The 8,269-nt window shown below is 68.8% G+C and carries 3 protein-coding genes and 1 pseudogene; all 4 read left to right on the top strand.

Annotated elements, in window-relative coordinates; all coding sequences use genetic code 11:
* Nucleotides 1–243 precede the first annotated feature (243 nt).
* Nucleotides 244–804: a hypothetical protein gene (locus E8A74_RS51265; protein ID WP_136936522.1), complete on the top strand. Its 561-nt coding sequence runs from the start codon at nt 244–246 to the stop codon at nt 802–804.
* Nucleotides 801–4,220 (top strand): YncE family protein, encoded by a 3,420-nt coding sequence (locus E8A74_RS51260; RefSeq protein ID WP_136936521.1) that lies wholly within the window; start codon nt 801–803, stop codon nt 4,218–4,220. Before E8A74_RS51265 ends, E8A74_RS51260 begins: the two co-directional genes overlap by 4 nt.
* A gap of 746 nt (nt 4,221–4,966) precedes the next feature.
* On the top strand, nt 4,967–7,651 hold the full coding sequence (locus E8A74_RS51255; RefSeq protein ID WP_136936520.1) for a hypothetical protein: 2,685 nt from the start codon (nt 4,967–4,969) through the stop codon (nt 7,649–7,651).
* A 210-nt stretch (nt 7,652–7,861) separates the two neighbouring features.
* Nucleotides 7,862–8,269 (top strand): annotated as a pseudogene (locus E8A74_RS51250) (hypothetical protein); the annotation flags it as partial.

The raw sequence follows: 8,269 nt of genomic DNA, 5'->3' as shown, positions 1-8,269 counted from the left end.
GATACGCGAGACCTCCGCACGAATGGCTGCCGCTTGTTGTTCCGTACACATGTTGAGGCTCCTTCCGGCGGGGAGCCTGGGCACGAGGGACACGGGGCGTCAGGACGGGGGTGGGCGAGGTGATACGGTTGCAACGAGAGCACTACCCCTTCCGGCTCGAGTGGACCGAGCACGGGCACGACCGGCTCTGGCGGCTTTGGCGGCGGCACAGGTAGCGCTGGAACGACGGGGAGCACCGGGGGCATGGGCGGCACGGGCGGCATGGGGAGCACGGGCGGCACGGGCGGCATGGGGAGCACGGGCGGTACGGGCGGCATGGGGAGCACGGGCGGCATGGGGAGCACGGGCGGCACGGGTGGCAACGGGGGCATGGGAGGCAATTCGATGGGCGACTGGGTCCCTCCGCCGCCCGTGATCGTTCCGCCGCTACCGCCGCCGCCTGATTACTCGAATTATCCTGTCGACGCACAGGGGCGGCCTATCCTATTGCGTGGGGCCCGCATCAACATGGTCGTTCGCTTGACCCCCGATGCGATCTCGGCGCGCGAGCGGTGCGCCGAGATCGTCGCAAACTGCTTCGAGCCGGGCGTGCGCTCACTCGACGCCTGCATGATGTCGTCGCCCCATTGCACCACGAGCGAGCCCTGGACCGAGCCGGCGCCGTGCTGCGCGGATGCGTGTTTCACGGCGTATTCGGCGCAGCGCATCGCGGGGGTCGATCCGATTACCGCTTACCTAAGTGTCCTTTACGGAGGGCCCGTCTGCATGCCCGGCGTGGACGCCATGCTCGGAGGTGCACCGTGAAAATCAGGTTTGGACTGCCGCTCTTCCTCGCGGCGACGGCCATCGTCGTATCCCCCAGGCCGGTCGCCGCCTGGGACTCCATCTGCTACCGATACAAGGACGCGAACGCCAAAGTCGGCCAGCTCGAGTTCACGCCCGACAGCCGCGGCTGCGAGGGCATCGAGGCGGCACGTGGGCGGTGGCGTGACCCCGAGTTCCAGCTCGACGAGCATCGCTACCTCTTCGAGCGCGCGGCGAAGGCGGCCGGCTTACCCCCCGCGGTGCTGGAGACGATGAGCCTCACCGTGCTCACGGGTCCTGCATCGAACACCGTTGTCGGCGAACACGGGGAGCTCCCCACGATTGACGTGAAGGCCCCTGCTGCCGCGCATCGCGCGGTCCTTCGCTCGTTCGCGCTGGACGAGCTGGCCCAGCTACCCGACTTCTCCTTCAGCATGTGGGACTGGGCGCGCGGCAACGAGACGTGCCCGCTGAAGTCGCTGCCCTCGCCGTTCGACGCGGCGCAGGCATGCCACGTGTTTGCAACGCACATGGGCGCCACGAACTCGAATCACTTCCCGCCGCAAAGCGACCTGTGGTTCGAGCATTACCATCAGCTCGCTCTGGGCCGAGCGGCCGAGTGCAGCTCGACACGCGCCGCAATCTGGAACGCCGAACCCATGGAGCGCCGAACGGCGACGGATGCGCGATTCGCCACGTTCTTCCGCGCGTGCGAGGTCGAGGCGCTCGCGTACGAGGCCGTTGCACAACACTACCTGCAGGATTCGTGGAGCGCAGGCCACATGTGGCAGCGATGGGGCTCAGCAAATCTGAAGCACTTTCCAGAGACCAAGTCCAAGAAGGACGAACCCGAAGATCTAGAATGGAACGATCTCGAACCGCAATTACTACAGCTCCTGACCGCTGAGATCGTCGCCTTGTCCGCCGGCACCATCCACGGAACGGATCCCGTCTTGTTCGAGGTTTCACTCGAAAAGCCCTACCTCCCCACCTTCACCTTCCGCGATCCGATGTGCTTCCCGCACGAGGATGTCAGCGCCATGGATAATGACGTTAAGTACCAGGTCGTGGGTGACATGCACCTGCACGACGCGGTGGGGGGACTGCCCAACCACGATAAGGTCTCGAATAAGCCTTTGCCTTATGCCACGGCCGTACTCGACGGTCAGGCGCAGAAGCTCCTTGACTGTGTGAAAGGTTCGCTCGGCGCGGTATATGCGCAGCTCTCGGATGGCATGTCCTTTGGCGCGCCCGTGCTCGGCGCCGCGATGTGGGCCCCGCCGTCGTTCGACGCGAGCGCATGCCGCGCGCCTAAGGCAACGAACCTCTCCATCTCCCGCGGCATTGAAGACAGAGAAGATTGGCAGCTCGACATCGCCGAGGACGAGGGCGTGCTCGCCAAAATCCCGGTCTCGATTGAGGGCAAAGCCCGCTCCCACTACGGGCGCCTTCGCAACGCCGCTAAGGTGCTCGCGAAATTATACCCTGAGGGGACCGAGCTGTCCGCGCTGCAGCTCGCGTCATGGTACGAGGGCGGGTTCTGCGACTCCACGGGCTGTAAGACGATCGCGTACACACCCAAGCAAACCCTCTTCACCATGCTGGGAGTCCAGCCAAACCGGTGCTATTCCACGGACCCCGCCGACAAGGACGGGTGCACCACGGAGAACGGGAACCCAATGGCGCCGCCCGAAGACCTGGCCCCTTTCGTCGATCCGGCGCTGCCGACCCATCTCCCGCCGCCAGATCCGAACGATCCCGGCGGCGCGCTCGCACTGGCGTTCCATGCGTCGCGCGCGCCCCAGCTCTGCGACGCGGTCACCGCGGCGGACCTCGCGGCGTTGCCCAAGCTCATCGACATCGCCCCGGGCGGGGACGCTCTTCGGGCGGCGTGCGACGCCTGCGCGGAGTGGGTCGCTCCGTTCCTGCGGGTCGGAAATGACATTACCGACTACGATAAGACGGCCGAGCCGCTCTGCTATTTCGCTTCGGTCGCGCCGGACAATGTACCTTATATCTACGAGCCGAGCGTATCGGGCGCGACCGATCCGATCGCCCTCGCCCGACGGCACTGCGGCTGCGTCGGTCTCGTCGCCGGGACGAACGCTGGGATCCAGCGCCTCCAGGTTACCACCTTAGCGGGCGTCGCGGAGATTAATCAGGTTGGCGATACGGTGCCCGTCGGTTCACTCCCCCGCGACATCGCCCCCGCAAGCGGCAGGCGCCTCCTGGTGACGACCAGCGCCGGCCAGATCGTGGGCGTCCGCGATGATGCCGAGGTCGACCTTGATGGCGACGCCGGCAACGGCATCACCCGTCTTTCGTTTCCCGGCATCTCCTCCCTCGACGGGATCGCCGTCATCAACGCGGCCGCGAAAGAACTCGTGCTCGCCGTGTCCCCGGTGACGGGTGAGCTGGTCGCGTACGACCTGGGCGCCAACATGCTCTGCGAGCGCTTTTCCGTCGCGCAGGTCGCGGGCCAGGGCGCCTACGATGTCGTGGTGAGCGCGGACGGGAGCAAGGTCTGGATCTCACTGCGCGGTTTGCCCCTCAGCGGAGCACTCGCCTCGGTGAGCCTCCCCGCCCTCGCGCAGTGCAATGGCACCGCGCAGGCTACGCTACAATGGCTGGCAACCCCCGGAGCCGTCGCGGGCCTCCAGCCCATGGCCCTATCGCCCGACGGGTCGAGCCTCGCCGTGGGCGGTCGGCTCGCGTCGACTTGCCCCGATCAGATCCACACAGCCAGCTACCAGGCACAGAACACGCAGGTGGGTTGCGACCGGGTGTTTGTCCTCGATGTCGCAACCAATACGTGGAAGTCCTTCGGGAGCAACGCGAGCATGCCGACGAGACCGGGCCGTTACCCCTATGGCATTGCTTGGTTTCAGGACAGCAGCCGGCTGGCCTTCGCGACGTTCCAGGGCATCGACAATCTCGGAAGCGGCGATAGCGGCTGGCCCGCAAATTCCGGCGCAGTTCCGCGCATTCCCATTGGCGGCACGCTTCGGATCGCGGACACCTTCACACCGAGCTACGAGGGCGGGGGCGTCGGCGGCCCGCGCTACTGGTCCTACAATATGCCTCTCCAGGGCAACGTTGCCGGCCCGACGGTGGTCGTCGAGGGCGGCGCCTTCGACGGCGCAGGCTGGGTGTTCGTGGGCACGATGAGCGGGCGTGTATCGGCATACCCCGTGGCGCAACATGACGCCTCGCTGGACCCGATGTGGGAGGCGAGCGAGGCCGACCCCGAGACAGCGCTCCACACGGCGACGAACGGGAGCTGGTACGGCGGCTGTCACCATAGCTGCAACCTCCCCGGAGGGGTTTGCCCGGACGTCTGCCCGAACAACACCATTCCGGGGGGCTTCGGATCCATTGAACTGGGCTCCAGTGTCCGCGTGCTCGCTGCGTACTGACTGGTCGCGTGAGACGATCGGCAGCCGAACGCGTCACGCGTTATGATAAGCGTCGACGATCGCTTTGGCCGTAGCTGTCCACCGCTTCTGGCACGGTCAACGCAATGTTCTGCATGGCCCTGCGCGGTCCCGGCCATGGCCAAGACGACTTCGTAGACCCTCAGCCTGATGAGTCCTCCGTCCGACGGTAAGCTCGCCGTCCCCGAGCGGAAACCTCTGCGAAACCGTTCCCGTCCCCGCCCCTCTCCCCCTCTTCGCCCCCGCCCCCCTCGCTGAAGCTCGCCCGAAGGTGTCTCCACGCATCGACCCCCACGGTCGACGAGGACGCGCGGGTGTCGCCACGCGTCGACCCCCACGGTCGACGAGGACGCGCAGGCGTCGCCACGCGTCGACCCCCCCAGTCGACGAGGACGCGCAGGTGTCGCCCCGCGTCGACCCCTCCCGTCCACAACGACCAGCGCCCCCCGCCACGCGTCGACCCCTCCCGTCCACGACGACACGCGGGCCTCGCCGCGCGTCCACCGGCGCTGGAGAACGTGGACCGAGGTGGTCTCCACGTGTCGACCGCCACGCGCGACGATTTTCGGCCCCTCATCCATGCCGCGGCCCCCCGACGAAACGTTGGCCCTTCCGCCGCGCCGATGATATTGCCGCGCCGCTCCGCGTTTTCCTGGCGCTGGGCAGGCCCCACCGGCTTCGAGCGTTCTGTCGACACTTGGGGGCTCCGCCCCGAACCCCTCCGCGGCATGGCTACCTCTCGCCTCTCCACCCTCGTTCGACAAGGACGCCGCCACGTCGCGCTCACCGTGCTCGGCGCCGCTGCGCTCGCCACGCTCGTGCCTCGTGGCGTCCCGAACCTCGGCGCGAAGGACAGGTCCACCGCGCTCGCCTCGGCGCTCGCGTCGCAGGGCCTCGTGGCCGCGGCCGACGACGTCGTCTGGATCGATCCACCGCGCGGCGTGTGGGGCGCGCTCGGCGCAAAGAGCCGCGCCGTCGTGCGCGCCGCGCCCGCGCAGGGCGAGCCGAACGATCTTTTCCTCGTGCACGCCGAGCTCTCCCCCGAAGGCGTGCTCCTCGACGTGGGCGGCGCCTTCAACCTCACCGAGACGAGCGGCGCCGACGAGTCGCGGCCCACGGTGCGTGGCGAGCGTTTGGCCTACGTGTCGAGCCCGCTCATCGCCGGCAGCCATCCCACCGTGCACGTCTTCGACCTCTCGGGGCAAGCCCTCGCGACCGAAGGCTGGACGCGCGTCGAGCGGATGCAGAACGCGCTGACGAACGCGCAGGAGACGGGGCAACTCCGCGGCATCGGCAAGCGCACGTTCACGCTCGGCGAAGGCGAAGGCGAGGGCCAAGGCGACGCGCAAGAGGCCGACGCGAAGGAAGGCGAGGCGCCCGCGCGGGATGTGCGATGTGCGCTCGAAGAAGCGACGCTCGTCGTGCGGGATGGAGGCCGCGAGGCGCGCGTGCCGCTCGACGGACCGGCGACGCTCCCGGCTTGGCTCTCGCACGAGAGTGGAGAGATCGCGCGGCCTGGCAACGTCGTCACGTGGTCGGTCGATCGCGTGCGTGACGTCATCGGCGACGAGGCGATGCAGACGATCAAGGCCGTCGCGTTCGCGGGCCTCGAGGTCGTCATGCGGCAAAAAGAGAACATGGGCGGCGAGCAAGCCGCGGCCGAGGCGATCGCCGAGGACCTCGGACAAACCACGCTCGAAGCGCCCACGCGCACGATGCCGACCGACCCCGAGATCGGCTGGCCTCCGGCGCCGCTCGAGCCGTGGATCACGCCCGCGCTGCCCGGCGAGGGGCAGTGGAACCCGCAGGACAAGGATCCGTTCATTCGAAGGATCGAGGGCCTGCCGCCCGCGTTCGTCACGACGTACATCCGCCCCGATCGCTCGCGCAAGACGACACGCGTGTTCATCGTCGTCTGGGATCCGCGGCAGGTGGAGCTGCACATGATGGCCGGTACGGTCGAGCCGAAGGGCGCGACGGGCGAGGCCGGGCCCGGCTTCATCCCGCGGGATCCCGCGGTGCTCGAGCGCGTCGTCGCCGCTTCGAACGCAGGCTTCCAGGCGCTGCACGGCGAGTTCGGCATGATGGCCGACGGCGTCGTGTATCTGCCGCCGAAGCCCTACGGCGCGACCGTCGCCGTGTTGCGGGATGGATCGACCGCGTTCGGGAGCTGGCCCGAGGATCAGAGCATCCCGCCGCACGTGCTGTCGTACCGGCAGAACATGACGGTCATGGTGCTCGACGAGAAGTTCAACCCGTACAACCGCACGTGGTGGGGCGGGACGCCGCCGGGCTGGGCGGACAAGACGCACACCGTGCGCACGGGCATCTGTCTGACGAAGGAGAAGTTCGTCGCGTACTTCTACGGCGCGGACCTCGGGCCCGAGGGGCTCGCGCAGTCGATGATCCAGACGCGCTGCTCGTACGGCATCGCGCTCGACATGAACGCGGGCCACAGCGGGCTCGAGTTCTACAAGGTCGCGCCCGAAGGCGAGATGGATCCGCTCGGCAGGCCCTTGCAGTACGACTGGGAGTCGGAGGGCACGGTCTCCGGCATCGACGGATGGAAGTTCCGCGGCAGGCGCTTCATCCGCGGCATGGGCCTCATGAACTTCCCGCGCTACATCAAGCGCGAGGCGCGCGACTACTTCTACATGACGCTACGCCACGTGCTGCCCGGCGCAGCCCTCGCGCCCGTCGCGCAGCCGCCCGTCGAGGGCGAAGGTCAGTGGCGCGTCAAGGGCTTGCCGCAGCATGGCTTCCCCTACGCGCTCGCGACGACGGAGCTGCGCTTCGATGCGGCGCGGCCCGATCGCAAGGCGCGCGTGGTGAAGATCGATCCACGCACGGTGGGGGCTGCGAAGGCATCGACGCAGAGCGCGGCGAAGACGGTGGCCATGCTCGACGCGGGGCCGGCCGACGCAGGCGCGGGCGCGGCGTCGCTCTGGGCCTCGGCCGGCGCGTTCGCGATCGACGCGGAGCCGCCCGTCGAAGGCGCGATCCGCCTCGCGACGGGATCGCCGAACGCCGCGGTCGCGGCCGCCGCCGTCGGCGTGAACGACAAGGACGGCATGTTGCTCTACGTCGAGCTGGTGACGCCTGCCGACGCTTCGGCGGCCGACGCGAAGGCGTTCGACGCGCTCCTGAAGAACGCGGGATGCAGCACGCGGCTGCTCCTCCCGAAGCCGCTGACGCTGGCGCTCGGCGGGGACACGGATCTCACCGGCGCCGCCGTGCACCCGCCCCAGGGCGCGACGGCGGTCCGCCTCACGCGCGCCGACGCCCCCGGCGGCCGTCGTTTCCTGGAGGACACGCCCATCGTGCCCATGAGCACGTGGTATCCGCTGCAACAGAAGCGGATCCGCTACTTCAAGAAGCCGGCGAAGGACCCCGCCGAGGGGGCGCCGAACTAAGGCCCCCGGGCGAACACCGCGGAACGACGTGAACAAACTCGCGAAGCACGCCAGGCGCGGGTAGGCTAGATAGGTCTCGGTTTTCCCGCCTGAGCGCGGTGCGGTCACGGAGCCCCATCGATCCTCTACTCGCGTGGCGCGAGATGTGCGAAAGGGGTTTCTGTCGTCCGCGGCGTAACGTCGTCGCATTTCGTCGAGGAGTGGCTGAACATGGCCGATGATAAGGGCAGCGATCTGGACGTCTTCGAGGGGCTGGCGAAGAAGGCTCCTCGCGGCACCACGCCAGGACTCATGCCGCCGCCCCCTTCGGGCGCTGCCCGCAAGAGCACGCTGCTCGGCGGGGTCGCGCCCGTTCCCCTTCCGCCCCCGCCCGGGAGCGGTGGTCCCTTGCCCCCGCCGCCGAGCGCGTTGCCCCCGCCGCCAGGGGCGCCCTCGCAGCGGATCGCGACGCCGCTGCCGCCGCCGCCCGGAGCCTCCCCGTCAGCGTTGCCGCCGCCGCCCGGAGCCTCCCCGTCAGCGCTGCCGCCGCCGCCCGGAGCCCACCACGCGTCGGCGCTGCCGCCGCCGCCGCCCGGAGTTGCCGCCACGTCGGTGCCACTGCCGCCGCCGCCCGGAGCC

It is taken from the genome of Polyangium fumosum (assembly GCF_005144585.1).
GTDB classification, from domain to species: domain Bacteria; phylum Myxococcota_A; class Polyangia; order Polyangiales; family Polyangiaceae; genus Polyangium; species Polyangium fumosum.
This window is presented reverse-complemented; position numbering and strand designations above follow the sequence as displayed.

What these genes read in the sequence shown, in the direction of transcription:
- E8A74_RS51265 (WP_136936522.1), top strand. Translation starts at nt 244, where the DNA reads ATGGGCGGCACGGGCGGCATGGGGAGCACGGGCGGCACGGGCGGCATG.
- E8A74_RS51255 (WP_136936520.1), top strand. Translation starts at nt 4,967, where the DNA reads ATGGCTACCTCTCGCCTCTCCACCCTCGTTCGACAAGGACGCCGCCAC.